This window comes from Roseomonas sp. TS2 (assembly GCF_058833935.1).
On record NZ_JCACVY010000022.1, the window covers coordinates 21,358 to 37,564 of the forward strand.

13 protein-coding genes are annotated in these 16,207 nt (G+C 69.9%); 4 read left to right on the forward strand and 9 right to left on the reverse strand.

What is annotated here, in order from left to right; all coding sequences use genetic code 11:
* Positions 1-13: 13 nt before the first annotated feature.
* The 9 genes from ACZJYS_RS06425 to ACZJYS_RS06465 all read right to left on the reverse strand — a co-directional run bounded on the left by ACZJYS_RS06425 (position 14) and on the right by ACZJYS_RS06465 (position 12,380).
* Complete coding sequence (locus tag ACZJYS_RS06425) at positions 14-2,419, reverse strand: xanthine dehydrogenase family protein molybdopterin-binding subunit (RefSeq protein ID WP_493176575.1); 2,406 nt, start codon at positions 2,417-2,419, stop codon at positions 14-16.
* 91 nt (positions 2,420-2,510) lie between these two features.
* Entirely contained in the window at positions 2,511-3,011 is a 501-nt protein-coding gene (locus ACZJYS_RS06430) for a (2Fe-2S)-binding protein (protein WP_109517711.1), read from the reverse strand.
* A gap of 189 nt (positions 3,012-3,200) precedes the next feature.
* The gene (locus tag ACZJYS_RS06435) at positions 3,201-4,295 is read right to left on the reverse strand and encodes an ABC transporter ATP-binding protein (RefSeq protein WP_493176577.1); all 1,095 of its coding nucleotides are present in this window, start codon (positions 4,293-4,295) and stop codon (positions 3,201-3,203) included.
* Positions 4,292-5,284 carry an ABC transporter ATP-binding protein gene (locus ACZJYS_RS06440; RefSeq protein ID WP_109517710.1) on the reverse strand — a complete coding sequence of 331 codons (993 nt, stop codon included), beginning with the start codon at positions 5,282-5,284 and terminating at the stop codon, positions 4,292-4,294. Before ACZJYS_RS06440 ends, ACZJYS_RS06435 begins: the two co-directional genes overlap by 4 nt.
* Positions 5,285-5,288: 4 nt before the next feature.
* Positions 5,289-6,215, reverse strand: a complete 927-nt coding sequence (locus tag ACZJYS_RS06445; protein ID WP_219929758.1) for an ABC transporter permease — start codon at positions 6,213-6,215, stop codon at positions 5,289-5,291.
* Entirely contained in the window at positions 6,212-7,153 is a 942-nt protein-coding gene (locus tag ACZJYS_RS06450; RefSeq protein ID WP_109517709.1) for an ABC transporter permease, read from the reverse strand. Before ACZJYS_RS06450 ends, ACZJYS_RS06445 begins: the two co-directional genes overlap by 4 nt.
* 9 nt (positions 7,154-7,162) lie before the next feature.
* Positions 7,163-8,767 carry an ABC transporter substrate-binding protein gene (locus ACZJYS_RS06455; RefSeq protein WP_109517765.1) on the reverse strand — a complete coding sequence of 535 codons (1,605 nt, stop codon included), beginning with the start codon at positions 8,765-8,767 and terminating at the stop codon, positions 7,163-7,165.
* 157 nt (positions 8,768-8,924) lie between these two features.
* Entirely contained in the window at positions 8,925-10,508 is a 1,584-nt protein-coding gene (locus tag ACZJYS_RS06460; protein WP_493176579.1) for an ABC transporter substrate-binding protein, read from the reverse strand.
* Between the two features lie 267 nt (positions 10,509-10,775).
* Complete coding sequence (locus ACZJYS_RS06465; RefSeq protein ID WP_379634054.1) at positions 10,776-12,380, reverse strand: ABC transporter substrate-binding protein; 1,605 nt, start codon at positions 12,378-12,380, stop codon at positions 10,776-10,778.
* Between the two features lie 144 nt (positions 12,381-12,524).
* On the opposite strand from ACZJYS_RS06465, the gene ACZJYS_RS06470 reads away from it, so the two are divergent.
* The 4 genes from ACZJYS_RS06470 to ACZJYS_RS06485 all read left to right on the forward strand — a co-directional run.
* Positions 12,525-12,977 carry a GtrA family protein gene (locus tag ACZJYS_RS06470; RefSeq protein ID WP_379648732.1) on the forward strand — a complete coding sequence of 151 codons (453 nt, stop codon included), beginning with the start codon at positions 12,525-12,527 and terminating at the stop codon, positions 12,975-12,977.
* Positions 12,978-13,015: 38 nt separating this feature from the next.
* Positions 13,016-14,008, forward strand: coding sequence for a glycosyltransferase (locus tag ACZJYS_RS06475; protein ID WP_493176582.1), 993 nt, complete (start codon positions 13,016-13,018; stop codon positions 14,006-14,008).
* Between the two features lie 120 nt (positions 14,009-14,128).
* A complete protein-coding gene (locus tag ACZJYS_RS06480; RefSeq protein ID WP_379634050.1) occupies positions 14,129-14,563 on the forward strand; it encodes a hypothetical protein in 435 nt (144 codons plus the stop codon).
* A gap of 5 nt (positions 14,564-14,568) precedes the next feature.
* On the forward strand, positions 14,569-16,207 hold a 1,639-nt coding region (locus ACZJYS_RS06485; protein ID WP_493176584.1), incomplete at its 3' end, for a type I secretion system permease/ATPase.

Sequence of the window (16,207 nt, forward strand, 5' to 3'; positions counted from 1 at the left end):
CGCGAGGGGCTCCCTACTCGGCGGCGGCGGGCAGGGCCGCGCCGTCCTTGGCATGGATGATGGACCAGATCTTCAGCGGTGTCGCCGGCATCTCGACATGGGTCACGCCATAATCACGCAGCGCGTCCACCACCGCGTTGATGACGGCGGGCGGCGAGCCGATGGCGCCCACCTCGCCACAGCCCTTCACGCCGAGCGGGTTGTGCGTGCACAGTGTGGTGCTGGTGGAGACGCCGAAGGAGGGGATCTGCGTGGCGCGCGGCATGGCGTAGTCGTTGAAGCTGGCGGAGAGCAGCTGGCCCTCGGCATCGTAGACCGTGTTCTCGATCAGCGCCTGGCCGATGCCCTGGGCCAGCCCGCCCTGGATCTGCCCTTCGACGATCATCGGGTTGATGACGCGCCCGACATCGTCGCAGGCGGTGAAGGCGACCACGGCCACCTCCCCCGTCTCCGGGTCGATCTCCACCTCGCAGATGTGGCAGCCGCCGGGGTAGGTGAAGTTCTTCGGGTCGTAGAAGGCGGTCTCCTCCAGCCCGGGCTCGATCTCCTCGATCGGGTAGTTGTGCGGCACATAGGCCGCCATGCTGATCTCGGCGAAGGCCTTGGCGCGGTCGGTGCCGGCGACGCGGAACTGGCCGTTGCTGAACTCGATATCCTCGACCGAGGCCTCCAGCAGGTGGGCGGCGATCTTCCTGCCCTTGGCGATGATCTTGTCCATCGCCTTGACCATGGCGCTGCCGCCGACGGCCAGGCTGCGCGAGCCATAGGTGCCCATGCCGAAGGGGATCTTGCCCGTGTCCCCATGCACGATCTCGACCTGCGAGAGCGGCACGCCGAGCTGCTCCGAGACGAGCTGGGCGAAGGTGGTCTCGTGCCCCTGCCCGTGGCTGTGCGTGCCGGTGAAGACCGAGACGCTGCCGGTGGGATGGACGCGGATATTGGCCACCTCGTACAACCCCGCCCGCGCGCCGAGCTGCCCCACCAGCTTGGAGGGCGCGATGCCGCAGGCCTCCAGATAGGTCGAGACGCCGATGCCGCGCAGCCTGCCGCGCGCCTTCGCCTCGGCGCGGCGGGCTTCGAAGCCGGCATAGTCGGCGCCGCGCAGCGCCTCGCGCAACGTCGCCTCGTAGTCGCCGCTGTCATATTGCAGGGCGACCGGCGTCTGGTACGGGAACTGGTCGGGGCGGATGAAGTTCTTCCGCCGGATCTCGATGCGGTCCATCCCCATCTCGCGCGCCGCGACGTCGACGAGGCGCTCCAGCAGGTAGGTCGTCTCGGGCCGCCCGGCGCCGCGATAGGCATCGACCGGCACGGTGGAGGTGAACACCGCCTTCACCTGCCCGTGGATGGCCGGGGTGGTGTAGACGCCGGCCAGCAGCGTGGCCGAGAGATAGGTCGGCACGGCGGGCGCGAAGGTGGAGAGATAGGCGCCCATATTCGCCAGCGTCGAGACGCGCAGGCCGAGGAACTTCCCCTCCCGGTCCAGCGCCAGCTCGGCGGTGGTGACGTGGTCGCGCCCATGCGCGTCGGAGAGGAAGGCCTCGCTGCGCTCGCAGGTCCACTTCACCGGCCGCTTCAGCTGCGCCGCCGACCAGGTGACGATGGCCTCCTCGGCATAGTGGTAGATCTTGCTGCCGAAGCCGCCGCCCACATCGGGCGCCACCACCCGCAGCCGGTGCTCCGGCACCTTCAGCACGAAGGCGCCCATCAGCAGCCGGATGACATGCGGGTTCTGGCTGGTGGTGTAGAGGGTGTGCTCGCCGCTGTGCGGGTCGTAGTCGCCGATGGCCGCGCGCGGCTCCATGGCGTTCGGCACCAGCCGGTTGTTGGTGGTCTCGAAGCGGACCACCCTGTGCGCCGTGGCGAAGGCGGCGTCGGTCGCAGCGGCGTCGCCGATCTCCCAGTCGAAGCAGACATTGCCGGGCGCGTCGTCGTGCAGCAGGGGCGCGCCGGGCGCCAGCGCCGCCGCCATGTTGGAGAGCGCCGCCAGCGGCGTGTAGGAGACGGCGATGGCCTCCGCCGCGTCCCGCGCCTGGTTGCGGGTCTCGGCCACCACCACGGCCACCGGGTCGCCCACATGGCGGACCTTGCCGCTGGCGAGGACCGGGTGCATCGGCTCGGCCATCACCTGGCCGCCCTTGCCCGTCACCTGCCAGCCGCAGGGGATGCCGCCAAGCCCGGCCGCCTCGATGTCGGCCGCCGTGTAGACGGCCTGCACGCCCGGCATGGCGGCGGCCGCGGCGGTGTCGATGCCGTCGATCCGCGCATGCGCATAGGGGCTGCGGAGAATCCAGGCATGCAGCTGGCCGGGACGGTTGAGATCGTCCGTGTACTGCCCGCGGCCGGAGAGGAAGCGGAGATCCTCCCGGCGGCGGACACTGGCCCCGATCCCCTCGGAGGGGTGGGTGGTGACATTCATGGACTTCGCCTCCCTAAGGCGTGCGGAACGCTTCTGTCTCGCGCCGGCCTTATATGGCCGGTCGTCGTCGTCAGCGGCGGCTGCGCGCGGCCTAGCCGGCGCGCGCCAGCTCCGGCGTGCGGCCCTGCATCACATCGGCGGCGGCGGCGATCGCCTTGACGATGTTGTGGTAGCCGGTGCAACGGCAGATGTTGCCTTCCAGCCCCTCGCGGATCTCCTGCTCGGACAGGCCCTGCGGGTGCTTCTTCACCAGGTCGATGGCGCTCATCACCATGCCGGGCGTGCAGAAGCCGCATTGCAGGGCGTGATACTCGCGGAAGGCCTCCTGCATCGGGTGCAGCGTGCCATCGGCGGCGGCCAGCCCCTCGATGGTGGTGACCTGCGCGCCATCGGCCTGCACGGCCAGGATGGTGCAGGACTTCACGCTGTCCTCGCCCATCTGCACCACGCAGGCGCCGCACTGGCTGGTGTCGCAGCCGACATGCGTGCCCGTCAGGCGCAGCTTCTCGCGCAGCACTTCGACCAGAAGCGTGCGGGCTTCCACTTCAACGGTGTGGCTCTTGCCGTTCACGGTCAGCGTGACTTGCGGCATGCCGCGTCTCCCCCATGCAGACGGCGCCGCGCGACGCGGCGTCCCTGGGGGAAGGGTCATCCAAGCACGGGCAGCCCGTCAAGCGGGCGCATGTATCCTGGGCGTGACGTTTAGCACAGCACGACGCGATTGAGAAGCGTTCTCATCTTATGGCCAGGAAAAAGGGGGCCGTGGCCCCCTTCCCGCGCCTCAGGCCAGCGTGGCCGAGACGCCGCGCGCCAGCGGGTTCTTCTCCGCCAGCAGATCATGCAGGTGGCAGGCGGCCCACTGCCCCGGCGTGGTCTGCTGCAGCTTGGGCTCGTCGCTGCGGCAGCGGTCGAAGGCATAGGGGCAGCGGGTGTGGAAGCGGCAGCCCGTGGGCGGGTTGATCGGGCTCGGCACGTCGCCCGTCAGCACGATGCGCTCGCGCGCCGCGCCCGGCTCCGGCACCGGCACGGCGGAGAGCAGCGCCTCGGTGTAGGGGTGCTTCGGCGCCCCGAACAGCTCCCGCCGCGGCGCGATCTCGACGATCTTGCCGAGATACATCACCGCCACGCGGTGCGTCATGTGCTCGACGATGGCGAGGTCGTGGCTGATGAACAGCATCGCCAGGCCGAGCTCCTTCTGCAGGTCCTGCAGCAGGTTGACGATCTGCGCCTTCACCGAGACGTCGAGCGCCGAGACCGCCTCGTCGCAGACGATCAGGTCCGGCTCGCCGGCCAGGGCGCGGGCGATGCAGATGCGCTGCCGCTGCCCGCCCGAGAATTCATGCGGCCAGCGGTTCACGGCGTCGCGCGGCAGGCGCACCGTGTCCATCAGCTTCGCCACCCGCTCGTCGAGGTCGGCGCTGTTCTTGGCCAGGCCGAAATTGCGGATAGGCTCGGCCAGCAGGTCCTTCACCCGCATCCGCGGGTTGAGGCTGCTGAAGGGGTCCTGGAACACCACGCCGATGCGCCGGCGCAGCGGCCGCAGCTTGCCCGCGCTGAGGTCGTCGATGCGCTGGCCGTCCAGCACCACCTGCCCGGCCGTCGGCGGGAACAGCCGCAGCAGCGCCTTGCCGACGGTGGACTTGCCGCAGCCGGATTCGCCCACCAGCGAGAGCGTCTCGCCCTTGTCGATGTGGAAGGTCACGCCGTCCACGGCATAGACCTGGCCGGTGGTGCCGCCGAAGAAGCCGCCCTTGATGGGGAAGTGCTTCTTGAGGTCGTTCACCTCCAGCAGCGGGCGGGCGCCCCGGTGGGCGTTCGCCTGGGCCGCCGGGTGGGCGTTCGCGTGGGCGGGGTGGGTTCCCATGGTCATGCTCATGCGGCGACGGCCTCCTTCACCGCGTAGTGGCAGGCGGCGACATGGCGCGGCGCCTTCTCTTCCAGCGCCGGCGCCACCTCGCGGCAGAGATCGGTGGCGTACGGGCAGCGGCTGGCGAAGACGCAGCCCTGGATCTTCTGCTTCAGGCTGGGCACCAGGCCGGGGATCTCGGCCAGGCGCTCGGTGGTGCCATCGAGCGAGGAGCCGAGCTTGGGGACGGCGCCGAGCAGGCCCTGGGTGTAGGGGTGCTTGGGCGTGCGGAACAGGTCCTCGACCCGCGCCTCCTCCACCTTGCGGCCGGCGTACATGACGATGACACGCTCGGCCACCTCGGCCACCACGCCGAGATCGTGCGTGATCAGCACGATGGCGGCGCCGACGGTGCGCTTGAGGTCGCGCATCAGGTCGAGGATCTGCGCCTGGATCGTCACGTCGAGCGCGGTGGTCGGCTCGTCGGCGATCAGCAGCTTCGGATTGCAGGCGAGCGCGATGGCGATCATCACGCGCTGGCGCATGCCGCCCGAGAGCTGGTGCGGATATTCCTTCACCCGCTTGGCGGGCGCCGGGATGCCGACCAGCGTCAGCATCTCCACCGCCTTGGCCTCGGCCTGGGACTTGGAGAGCCCCTGATGCAGCCGCAGCGCCTCGCCGATCTGCTGGCCGATGGTCAGCACCGGGTTCAGCGAGGTCATCGGCTCCTGGAAGATCATGCTGATCTCGTTGCCGCGGATGGCGCGCATCTCGCGCTCCGACAGCTTCAGCAGATCCCGCCCCTCGAAGCGGATGGAGCCGGCGAGCTTGCCCGGCGGCTCGGGGATGAGCCGCAGGATGGACATGGAGGTGACGGACTTGCCGCAGCCGGACTCGCCCACGATGGCGACGGTCTCGCCCGCCTCCACCGAGAAGGAGAGCCCGTCGACGGCGCGGTTCACGCCGCCATCGGGGGTACGGAAATGCGTCTGGAGGTTCTCGACTTCGAGCAGCGCCATGGCGTTACACCCGCTTCGCCGCGCGCGGATCGAGCGAATCCCGCAGGCCGTCGCCCAGCAGGTTCACCGCCAGCACGGTGATGGAAAGGAAGATGGCGGGGAAGAACACGATGTAGGGCTTCACCTGCCACAGCGCCCGGCCCTCGGCCATGATGTTCCCCCAGGAGGGGATGATGGGCGGCGTGCCCGCGCCGATGAAGGAGAGGATGGCCTCTGTGATCATGGCGCTGGCGCAGATATAGGTGGCCTGCACCGTCATCGGCGCCAGGGTGTTGGGCAGGATGTGGCGCCAGATGATGACCGGCGTGCGGGTGCCGCAGGCCACCGCCGCATCCACATAGGGCTGCTCGCGAAGCGAAAGCACCACGCCGCGCACCAGGCGCGAGACGCGCGGGATCTCGGCCACCGTGATGGCCAGGATGACGTTGCCGACCGAGCCGCGCGTCAGCGCCATCAGCGCGATGGCGAGCAGGATGGAGGGGATCGACATCAGCCCGTCCATGACGCGCATGATGATGCTGTCGGCCCAGCGGACGAAGCCGGAGACGAGGCCGATGAACAGACCGATGACCGAGGCGAAGAAGGCCACGCCGAAGCCCACGATCAGCGAGACGCGGGTGCCGTAGAGCACGCGGGAATAGACGTCGCGCCCCAGCATGTCGGTGCCGAACCAGTGGGCGGCCGAGGGGTCGCGCGTGCGCATGACCGGCGCCAGCGCGGTCGGGTCCTTCGTCCACAGGAAGGGGGCGAAGACGGCGACGCCGATCATCAGCAGCAGCAGCGCGCCGCCGAAGGCGATGGTGGGGTGGCGCATCAGGTAGCCGAGGAAGCCCTTGCGCGGCTGCTTCGGCTGCATGACGTCCGGCGTGGGCGCCGCCGCGGCGACGTCCCGACGCGACACGGCGCCCGGGGGCAGGATGGTGGTGCTCAATACCGGATCCTCGGGTCGAACAGGGTGTAGCTCAGGTCAATGAGGAGGTTGACCAGCACGTAGACGAAGCTGAACAGCAGGATCACGCCCTGGATCACCGGGTAGTCGCGGCGCAGGATGGCGTCCACCGTCAGCCGGCCGAGGCCGGGGATAGCAAAGACGCTCTCCGTCACCACCGCGCCGCCGATCAGCAGCGCGACGCCGATGCCGATGACCGTGACGATCGGCACGGCGGCGTTCTTCAGGGCATGCACGAACAGCATGGTGCCCTGCCCCGCGCCCTTGGCGCGCGCCGTGCGGATATAGTCCTGCTGCAGCACCTCGAGCATGGTGGCGCGGGTGATGCGGGCGATCAGCGCGATATAGACGCCGCCCAGCGCCACGGAGGGCAGCACGAGGTTGGACAGCCACGGCCCCAGCCCCTCCGCGAAGGGGGTGTAGCCCTGCACCGGGAACCAGTCCAGCTCCAGCGCGAAGTAGTAGGCCAGCAGGTAGCCCACCACGAAGACCGGCACCGAGAAGCCCAGCACGGCGAAGGCCATCACCGCGCGGTCGATCCAGGAGCCGGCCTTCCAGGCGGCGACCACGCCCATCGGCACGGCGATGCTGATGGCGAGGAACAGCGTCACCACCATCAGCGAGAGCGTCGGCTCGATGCGCTGGGCGATCATCCGCGTCACCGGCAGGTTGGTGAAGATGGAGACGCCGAGGTCGCCCCGCAGGATGCGGAACACCCACTCCCCGAACCGCACCAGGAAGGGGCGGTCGAGGCCGAGGCTGGCGCGGATCCGCTCCACATCGGCCGGCGTGGCCTGGTCACCCGCGATGACCGCCGCCGGATCGCCGGGGGCGATGTAGAGCAGGCTGAAGACAAACAGGGCCACGATCGCCATCACGGGGATCGTCGCCAGGACACGTCGGACGATGTAGGCGAACATGCTTTTCGATCAGCTCTTGGTGACGCCCCAGAAGAACGGGATCGGCGCCTTCACGACGCCGGACACGTTCTTCCGCCAGGCCTGGTAAGAGAGGAAGAAGCCGGTCGGGGCGTAGAGCCCGAAATCCATGGCTTCCTTGTTCAGCTTGTCGATCGCGGCCTTCTCCGCGGTCATGTCGGGGGCGGCGAACCACGCATCGCGCGCCGCCTCGATGGCTTCACTCTTCGGCCAGCCGAACCAGGCGCCATCGCCATTGGCGCGGATCGCCGTGTAGGCGGCCGGGTTGATGCAGTCGGCGCCGGCATGCCAGGTGTGGAAGATGTGCCAGCCACCCTGGCCGGGCGGGTTCTTCATGGCGCGGCGGCTGCCCACCGTGCCCCAGTCGGTGGCGACGAAATCGACATTCATGCCGATCCGCTTCAGCAGGTCGGCGCTGACATCGCCGAAGGCCTTGGTGATCGGCTGGTCCTGCGCCACCAGGATGGTGATGGGCTGGCCGTCATAGCCGGCCTCCTTCAGCAGCTTCTTGGCGCCCTCGTAGTCGCGCTTGCCCTTCAGGATGTCGCCGCCCACCTCGGTGTAGAGCGGCGTGCCGGGGGTGAAGAAGGAGGGCATGGACTTCCACAGCTCGGGGTTGTCGCCCACGAGCGCGCGCATGTAGTCCTCCTGGCTCAGCGCCATCATGACGGCGCGGCGGGCGCGCGGGTCGTTGAACGGCGCGTGCAGGTGGTTCATGCGGAAGCTGCCGACATTGCCCAGCGGATCGGCGATGTCGACATTGACGTTGCGGTTGCGCTTCAGCAGCGGCACCAGGTCGGCGATGGGGTTCTCCCACCAGTCCACCTCGCCATTCTGCAGCGCGGAGGAGGCGGTGGCCGGATCGGGCATGATGACCCACTCCACCTTGTCCACCATCACGCGCTTGCCGCCGGCCATCCAGTCGGCTGCCTCTTCGCGCGGCACATAGCCATCGAATTTGGCGAAGGATGCCTTGGCGCCCGGCACCCACTCGTCCTTCACGAAGCGGAAGGGGCCGGAGCCGACATACTCGGTGATCTGCTGGAACGGATCGGTCTTCGCGATGCGCTCGGGCATGACGAAGCTGCAGGGCGAGTTGTTCTTCGCCAGTGCCAGCAGCATCTTCGGGTAGGGCTGCTTCAGCGACCAGCGGAAGGTGCGGTCGTCCACCGCCACCAGCTCGTTCTGGATGGCGCGGATCATCTGCCCCATCGGGTCGCGCACCGCCCAGCGGGCCATGCTCGCCACCGCGTCCTTGGCCAGCACCGGCTCGCCATCGTGGAACTTCAGGCCGGAGCGCAGCTTGAAGGTCCAGGTCAGGCCGTCGGCCGAGACCTCCTCGCTCTCCACCATCTGGCGCTGCGGCTGCAGCTTGGAATCGAAGCCGTAGAGCGTGTCCCACACCAGCATGGCGGCGTTGCGGACGACATACTGCGTGCCCCAGATGGGGTCGAAATTGGCGAGATTCGCCTGCGGCACGAAGCGCAGCGTGCGCGCGCCCGCCCCCTGCGCCAGCGCCGGCGCGGCAAGGCCGCCGCCCAGCGCCGTGGCGCCGCCCGCCCCCGCCGCGAGCTTCAGGAAAGACCTGCGTTCCATCGTCATGATCCTTCGTCTTCCAGCATTTGGCCGTTCCGGCCGTTTGCCGGCCCGCCGACCCCCGGCCCTGTGCCCGGGAGATGCTGGCGGCGGGCCAGCATGTTTTGTGCCATCCAAGCCGGTGCCATCCGGGCCGGAACGCGCCGGTCCGGCGCGGCTAGGCCTTCTCGATGTTCCAGAACACGGTGGAGGGCGAGCGCTGCACGCCGCGAAGGGTCCGGCGCCAGGCGGAGGGCTGCCAGTAATAGCCGAGCGGGACGTAGGGGATGGTCTGCATCGCCCGCTCATTCAGCGCATCACCGATCCGCTTCGCCTCGGCCGGGTCGCCCGCGCGGAGCCACGCGGCGCGCAGCCGCTCGATCTCCGGATCGTCCGGCCAGCCGAACCATGCATCCTTTCCATTGGCACGGAGCATCAGATGGATCGGCGGAAGGTTCAAGGAGGTGCCGAGCGAGGTGGTGTGGAACACGCTCCAGCCCCCCTTCTCGACCGGTTCGCGGTTCGCGCGCCGTTGCACCAACGTCCCCCAATCCACTGAAACAAATTCGACATTCATGCCGAGCCGCCGCAGCAGGTCGGCGGTGACGAGCGACAGCGCGTTGATCTGCGGGTAATCGCCTGGCGCTAGCAGCACCACCTTCTCGCCGGCATAGCCGGCTTCCTTCAGGGCGGCCTGCGCGCGCTCCAGGTTGCGCGTCTTGAGGACCTCGCTGCCCTGCTCGGTCTCCAGCGCCGAGCCGCAGGTGAACACGCCGGGGCACTCGCCCCAGGCCTCGGGCGCCTCGCCCGCCACGGCGCGCAGGTAGTCGCGCTGGTCCACCGCCATGGCCACGGCGCGGCGGATGGCGGGATTGTCGAAGGGCGGGTGCAGGTGGTTCAGCCGCAGGCAGCCATAGGTGCCCTCGCTCAGCCGCTGCTCCACCACCACGTCGCGGTTGCGCTTCAGGAGCGGCAGCAGGTCGTGCAGCGGATATTCCCAGTAATCCTGCTCGCCGGTCAGCATGGCGCTGGAGGCGACGGCCGGGTCGCTGATCACGGTCCATTCCACGCGGTCCAGCAGCGGCCGCTTGGCGCCGGCGAGCCCATCCGGCGCGTCGTCGCGCGGCACGTAGCCGGCGAACTTCTCCCACACCGATTTCTGCCCCGGGTTCCATTCATCCGCCAGGAAGCGGTAGGGGCCGGAGCCGATCGCCTCGCGGATCTGGGTGAAGGCGTCCACCTGCCCCAACCGCTCGGGCATGATGAAGGCGGGGGACGGGCTCTTGCCCAGGGCGAGGGCAAGATACGGGAAGGGCTGCTTCAACCGGAAGCGCAGCCGCCGGTCGTCGAGCGCGGAGAGCTCGTCAAGCGACATCCACAGCACCTGGCCGAAGGCGTCGCGCCGCGCCCAGCGGGTGATGGAGGCGACGCAATCCTTCGCCCGCACCGCCTCGCCGTCGTGGAACTTCAGGCCGGGCCGCAGGGTGAAGGTCCAGCTACGCCCGTCATCCTCCACCACCCAGCCTTCCGCCATCTGCGGCCGCGGCTGGTTGCGGGAATCGACGGCGGTCAGGGTGTCATAGACCAGGTAGCCATGGTTCAGCGTCACCACGGCGGTGGTCCAGAACGGGTCCAGGCTGGTGAGGTTGGCCTGCGGCACCACGCGCAGCGTACGCGCCGCCACGCCCTGCGCCAGGCCGGGGCGCGCCAGCGCCATGCCCGCCAGGGCCGCACCGGCCCCCAGCATGTTCCTGCGAGACATTTCCGTCATTGCCATCCCCCTCGGGCTTCGGGCGCGTGGCGCCCTCTCCTCCTGCGTGCTGGCAGCGCCGGCGCATGGCCGGCCGGGCGGGATGGCGCAATGCCTCCGCCTCTTCAACGCAGGGCCGGGCTTCCCCCAACCCCGCGCTCTCCCCTTCGCGAGTGGAACAGGCGGCGGCGGTGGCTGCAAGCGCCCTTGCCGCGAAAAGGCCACAAAAACGCAAAAAGGCCCCGCTCGGGGCCTTTCCGGCGCAAAGCCAAATTGTGCTCAGGCGTTGCGCTGCACGTTCCAGAACATGGGCAAGCCCTTCAGCACACCCGTCAGGTTGCGGCGATAGGCCCAGGCCTGGAAATACTGGCCGCAGGGCAGATAGGGCACGTCCTGGAAGGCCTGGAGCTGGATATCGCGCGCGATGGCCTTCTGCGCCTCGAGGTCGGGCGCCTCGAACCAGGCATTGCGCAGCTCCTCCAGCCGCGGCGCGGTGGGCCAGCCGAACCAGGCGGACTGGCCGTTGCCGCGCAGCGCCTGCTGCACGCCAGGGTTGAACATGTCCACCCCGGCCCAGAAGGTGAAGAACATGCTCCAACCGCCCTTCTCCGGCGGCTCCTTGCTGGCGCGGCGCTGCACCACGCTGCCCCAGTCGGTCGAGACGAACTCGACGTTCAGCCCGCACTTCTTCAGCATGTCGTGGCCGACCTGCGCCAGCGCGTTGAGCGAGGGGAAGTCCGAGGCGGCGATCAGCACCACCTTCTCGCCCTTGTAGCCGGCGGCGGCGAGGTCGGCCTTCACCTTGTCGTAGTCGCGGCGGCTGGTCAGCACCTCCATGCCGGCATCGGTGGCCAGCGGCGTGTCCGGCGGGAAGACGCCCACCCCCTCGCGCCACAGGCTCTTATCGGTGCCGATCACCGCCGTCATGAAATCGGCCTGGCTGACGGCGCCGAGCAGCGCGCGGCGGATGGCCGGGTTGTTGAAGGGCGGGTGCAGGTGGTTGAACCGCGCCATGCCCATCAGGCCCGTCGGGTCCTGGATCTCCAGGTTGACGTTGCGGTTGCGGCGCAGCAGCGCCTGCAGGTCGCCCGGCGGCTGCTCCCACCAATCCACCTCGCCGTTCTGCAGGGCGTTGGCGGCGGTCGCCGCATCCGGCATCACATGCCATTCGATGCGGTCGAAATTCACCTTCTTCGGGCCGGCCGTCCAACTCACCGGGCCGTCGGCGCGCGGCACGTAGTCGGCGAATCGCTCATAGACGACGCGCGCGCCCGGCACCCGCTCATCCGGCTTGAAGCGGAACGGGCCGGAGCCGATCATCTCCTTCACCGCCGTGGTGGCGTCGGTCTTGGCCAGCCGCTCGGGCATCATGAAGCAGACCGGCGTGGAGGGCTTGCCCAGCGCCTCGAACAGCAGCGGGAAGGGCTGCTTCAGGCGGAACAGGATGGTCTTGTCGTCGGGGGCGGAGAGCTCGTCCACCACCGTCATCATCACCTGGCCCAGCGCGTCGCGCTTCGCCCAGCGCTGGATCGAGGCCACGCAGTCGCGCGCCCGCACCGGCTCGCCATCGTGGAATTTCAGCCCGTCGCGCAGCGTCATGGTGACGCGGCGGCCATTCTCCTCGACGACATGGCCCTGCACCATCTGCGGCTGCGGCTTGTAGTCCTCGTCGAAGCCGTACAGCGTGTCCCAGATCAGGTAGCTGTGGTTCCGCGTCACATAGGCGGTGGTGATGATCGGGTCGGCCACGGCCAGGTCGGCCTGGGGCACGAACTTCAGCACCCGCGCGGCACTGCCGCCGGTTCCCTGCCCGATGGCGAAGCGCGGCAGCGCGGTGGCGGCGGCGAGGCCCGCGGTGGCGCCCAGCAAGTGGCGTCGATACATGTCTTTCGGTCTCCCCGGAGGGTTCGGCCCATCCTGTGCGCGAAGGGAAGCCGAGGCCCCGCTCCTGTGCAAGAGGCGATGTGCGGAAGCGGCGCCGCCGGCCAACTCTTGGCAGGCGGAGCGGGCCGGCCTATCCCGCGCCACATGCTTCCCGCCCTCACCCGACGCCTCCGGCAGGCCCGGTCCCGGCATGGCGCGCTGCTCGGGCAGGCGCTGCGCTTCGGCGTCGTCGGCGTCATCGGCTTCATCGTCGATACCGCCACGCTCTACCTGGCACTGTGGCTGGGCGCCGGGCTGTATGGCGGGCGGGTGCTCTCCTACCTGGCGGCGGCCAGCGGCAACTGGGCGCTGAACCGCGCCTGGACCTTCCGCGCCGCCGGCCGCCCCGCCGGGCGCGCCGGCGCGGCGCGGCAATGGGCGCTGTTCCTGCTGGTGAACCTGGCGGGCTTCGTGGCGAATTACGGCACCTACGCCACCCTCGTGGCGCTGTGGCCGCTGGCCGCGGCGCATCCGGTGGTGGCGGTGGCTGCCGGGTCGCTCGCCGGCATGACGGGGAATTTCCTGTTGAGCCGCCGCTTTGTCTTCCGCGGCGCCTGAGCCGCCCCATCTGCGATGGGCTTTGCGGAAACGCCCCGATGTCCAGAGACGCCACCCTTCCCGCCGCCCCGGCGCCGCGCATCGCGGTTCTGGTGCCCTGCCACAACGAGGCCGTGGCGATCGGCGGCGTGGTGGCCGGCTTCCGCCGGACGCTGCCGCAGGCCTGCGTCTATGTCTATGACAACAATTCCAGCGACGCGACGCGGGAGGTGGCCCGCGCGGCGGGCGCGCAGGTCGGCAGCGAGACGCTGCAGGGCAAGGGGCATGTGGTGCGCCGCATGTTCGCCGACATCGAGGCCGACATCTATGTGCTGGTCGATGGCGACGGCACCTACGACCCCACCGCCGCGCCCGCCATGATCCGCCTGCTGCGCGAGCGGCAGCTGGACATGGTGACGGGGCTGCGCGTCAGCCACGAGACGGCGGCCTACCGGCCGGGCCACCAGCTCGGCAACCGGCTGCTCACCGGGCTGGTGGGGCTGGTCTTCGGCCGCCGCGTCAGCGACATGCTCTCCGGCTACCGGGTGTTCTCGCGCCGCTTCGTCAAATCCTTCCCCGCCCTGGCCACCGGCTTCGAGACGGAGACGGAGTTCACCGTCCACGCGCTGGAGCTGCGCATGCCGGTGGGCGAGATGGTAACGGCCTACGCCGCCCGGCCTGCCGGCTCGGCCTCCAAGCTGCGGACGCTGCGCGACGGCTGGCGCATCCTCGGCACCATCCTCGGCCTGCTGCAGCGGGAGCGGCCGCTGCCCTTCTTCGGCGGGCTGGGGGGGCTGCTCTTCCTGGCCTCGCTCGGCTTCTTCCTGCCGGTCTTCTCCACCTACCTGGAGAGCGGGCTGGTGCCGCGCCTGCCCACCTTCCTGGCCTCGGTGGCCTTCCTGCTGCTGTCCTTCCTCTCCCTGGCCGTCGGGCTGGTGCTGGAGACGGTGACGCGCGGGCGGCAGGAGGCCAAGCGGATCGCCTATCTCGCCATACCGGCGCCGCCGGCGCCGGAGAGCATGGCGCCGGCTGCAACTTCAGCTTTACAGTAAAATGAGGAATGAAACAGATGATGGATTGATGCGTGCCTCGCAGCGCGCATCACGGTAAGGTGCGTCCACTTGCGGCACACTGCCAAGCCGCGTTTTTTTATGTTGGAGTACCAGCCGGACATGTCCGCGCCCCAGCGCATTCGGCCAGAGTCGGCCGCCCAGGCGGATTCCGCCGACCAGACCGAGAGCCCCGCCTCCGGCCTTCCCGAAGGCTTCCGCCCCGCCGCCGGCGAGGACAGGCTGCCTGCCCTGCTCGGCTATGCGCTGGCGGTCGAATCCGGCACCGCGCCCTCCGCCGAGGCCGCCCCCGCCCGCCGCGCCGAGGCCGAGCGGCTGATGCAGGACTGGGCCTACCGCCACCTGCACAACCACCTGGAGCGGCTCCGCGCCGAGGCGGCGCGCGAGGCGCTGGCCGGGCAGCGGCCGCCGCCGGGCTTCCTGACCCTGGTGGCCGCGGTGCTGGCGGGGCTGCTGCTGTTCGCCGCGCTGGCCTGGGTGGCCCTGGCCTTCGGCCTGCACCTTCCCGCGCTGCCCTTCCCGCAGGGGCAGGGCTGAGCGCCATGGCCCTCGCCCCCCGCCCCGGCGCCGCCCCGGTCACGCCGCTCTCGCGCGCCATCGCCGCCTGCCGCAAGGAATTCATCGCCGTCGGCCTGTTCAGCGGCATGGTGAACCTGCTGCAGCTGACCGTCTCCATCTACATGATGCAGGTGTTCGACCGGGTGCTGGCCACCCGCAGCATCGACACCCTGCTGTTCCTCAGCCTCATCGCCATCCTGGCCCTGCTGCTGCTGGCGCTGCTGGAGGCGGTGCGCAGCCGCATCATGCAGCGCAGCGCCGCCTGGATCGAGGCCCGCGTGGCGCCGGAGGGCTTCGAGCGCGCGCTGGAATCCCAGCTCCGCGGCCGCCCCTACCGCATGGAGGCGCTGCGCGACCTGGGCTTCTGCCGCTCCTGGCTCGGCTCGCCCGGGGCGCTGGCGCTCTATGACGTGCCGTGGGTGCCGATCTACCTGGCCGCCATCTTCATGCTGCACCCGGTGATGGGCTTCATCGCCCTCGGCGGCGCGGTGCTGCTGTTCATCCTGACCCTGGTGAACGAGCTGACCACCTCCGCCCTGCTGCGCGAGGCCAACACCGCCAGCATGGCCGGCCAGCGCCGTGCCGACGCGATCGCCCGCAACGCCGAGGTGATCGACAGCATGGGCATGACCTCCTCGGTGATGCGCCGCTGGCGCCAGGCCGTGGCGGACACCGTGGTGCCGCAGGAGAAGGCGGCCGACCGCGCCGCCGTGCTGCTCTCGGCCACCAAGTTCTTCCGCCTCGCCGTGCAGCTCGCCATCCTCGGCGTCGGCGCCTATCTCGTGCTGCAGCAGCAGCTCACCTCGGGCGCCTCGATCGCCGGCTCGATCATCATGGGCCGCGCGCTCGCGCCGGTGGAGCAGCTGATCGGCGGCTGGAAGGGGCTGGTGCAGGCGCGCCAGGCGCTGAAGCGCCTCTCCGCCTTCCTGGCCCTGCCGCGCATCCGCCCGCCCGGCCTGCCGCTGCCCGAGCCGGTCGGCCGCCTCTCGGTCGAGCGCGTCTCCTACGGCATGCCGGGCATGGCGGTGGCCATCATCAAGGGCGTCAACTTCGCGCTCCAGCCGGGCGAGAGCCTGGCCGTGATCGGCCCCTCCGCCGCCGGCAAGACCACGCTGATCCGCCTGCTGATCGGCACGCTGCAGCCCAATGCCGGCAATGTCCGGCTCGACGGCGCCGATGTCTACACCTGGCAGCGCGAGGATTTTGGCCGCCATGTCGGCTACCTGCCGCAGGATGTGGAGCTGTTCGACGGCTCGGTGCTGAGCAACATCGCCCGCATGGGCGACGCCACGCCCGACGCGGTGTTCGAGGCCGCCAAGATGGCCGGCTGCCACGAGATGATCCTGCGCCTGCCCGCCGGCTACGACACCGAGATCGGCGAGGGCGGCCAGCATCTCTCGGGCGGCCAGCGGCAGATGATCGGCCTCGCCCGCGCGCTGTTCGGCCGGCCCAAGCTGGTGGTGCTGGACGAGCCCAACTCCAACCTCGACGGCGATTCCGAGGCCGCCCTGCAGCGCGCGCTCGATGCGCTGAAGGCCCAGGGCACCACGGTGGTACTGGTCTCCCACCGCCCGGCCCTGGTGCAGGGCGTGGACAAGGTGCTGCTGCTGAAGGACGGCGCCG

Coding starts and splice junctions, on each gene's coding strand:
- ACZJYS_RS06450 (WP_109517709.1), bottom strand. CDS start 7,153: ATGTTCGCCTACATCGTCCGACGTGTCCTGGCGACGATCCCCGTGATG.
- ACZJYS_RS06465 (WP_379634054.1), bottom strand. CDS start 12,380: ATGTATCGACGCCACTTGCTGGGCGCCACCGCGGGCCTCGCCGCCGCC.
- ACZJYS_RS06440 (WP_109517710.1), bottom strand. CDS start 5,284: ATGGCGCTGCTCGAAGTCGAGAACCTCCAGACGCATTTCCGTACCCCC.
- ACZJYS_RS06475 (WP_493176582.1), top strand. CDS start 13,016: ATGTCCAGAGACGCCACCCTTCCCGCCGCCCCGGCGCCGCGCATCGCG.
- ACZJYS_RS06425 (WP_493176575.1), bottom strand. CDS start 2,419: ATGAATGTCACCACCCACCCCTCCGAGGGGATCGGGGCCAGTGTCCGC.
- ACZJYS_RS06435 (WP_493176577.1), bottom strand. CDS start 4,295: ATGAGCATGACCATGGGAACCCACCCCGCCCACGCGAACGCCCACCCG.
- ACZJYS_RS06470 (WP_379648732.1), top strand. CDS start 12,525: ATGCTTCCCGCCCTCACCCGACGCCTCCGGCAGGCCCGGTCCCGGCAT.
- ACZJYS_RS06455 (WP_109517765.1), bottom strand. CDS start 8,767: ATGGAACGCAGGTCTTTCCTGAAGCTCGCGGCGGGGGCGGGCGGCGCC.
- ACZJYS_RS06430 (WP_109517711.1), bottom strand. CDS start 3,011: ATGCCGCAAGTCACGCTGACCGTGAACGGCAAGAGCCACACCGTTGAA.
- ACZJYS_RS06460 (WP_493176579.1), bottom strand. CDS start 10,508: ATGTCTCGCAGGAACATGCTGGGGGCCGGTGCGGCCCTGGCGGGCATG.
- ACZJYS_RS06480 (WP_379634050.1), top strand. CDS start 14,129: ATGTCCGCGCCCCAGCGCATTCGGCCAGAGTCGGCCGCCCAGGCGGAT.